Source organism: Paenibacillus silvestris (assembly GCF_009882985.1).
Lineage (GTDB): Bacteria > Bacillota > Bacilli > Paenibacillales > NBRC-103111 > Paenibacillus_E > Paenibacillus_E silvestris.
On record NZ_WTUZ01000009.1, the window covers coordinates 1 to 538 of the forward strand.

General features: G+C 46.7%; 1 protein-coding gene. It reads right to left on the reverse strand.

Features of this window, described 5'->3' with window-relative positions; all coding sequences use genetic code 11:
- On the reverse strand, positions 1–289 hold a 289-nt coding region (locus GQF01_RS03385; protein WP_161405470.1), incomplete at its 3' end, for a hypothetical protein.
- Positions 290–538: the final 249 nt, after the last annotated feature.

The following is a 538-nucleotide window of genomic DNA, read 5'->3' on the forward strand; positions in this document are numbered from 1 at the left end:
GTGCTGTGGATGCCGCTTCTGCATCAAAATCTACTTCTAACGCATCACTTTCCGATTGGCCTGTTGCTGTTGCCGTTACAAATACGGAGCCTGTTGCACTTCCCAGCTGCGTGATGCTAACTGTAGCTGTTGTTGCGCCAGCTGCTACCGTTGCTGTACCCAGTTGTTTCTTCGTTGCATCCGTTGGTACTTTATCATAAACTTTTACGACTGTTCCCGCAGTAAGACCTGTAAATGCGATGGTATCAGCTTTACCTACGTTATTCGTAGCCGTTACATTAGCTTCCACTAGCGTATCTGTTTTGCCTTCCGCATCAAAAGNTAGTCGATGTTACCGTAACTTCAAGGTTACCTGCTGCTGCGTCAATTTGCGGTATGCTGATTACAACTTCGCTCTTACCTGTTGCGACTGCAGCGGATGTTGCCAGTACCGTTGCTACGCCTTTTTTGTACACTTTTACAATGTCGCCAACCGCTAAGCCGGTTACTTTAACTGTATCCGCGATTCCTGCATTGTTTGTTACCGTGATGTTATCTG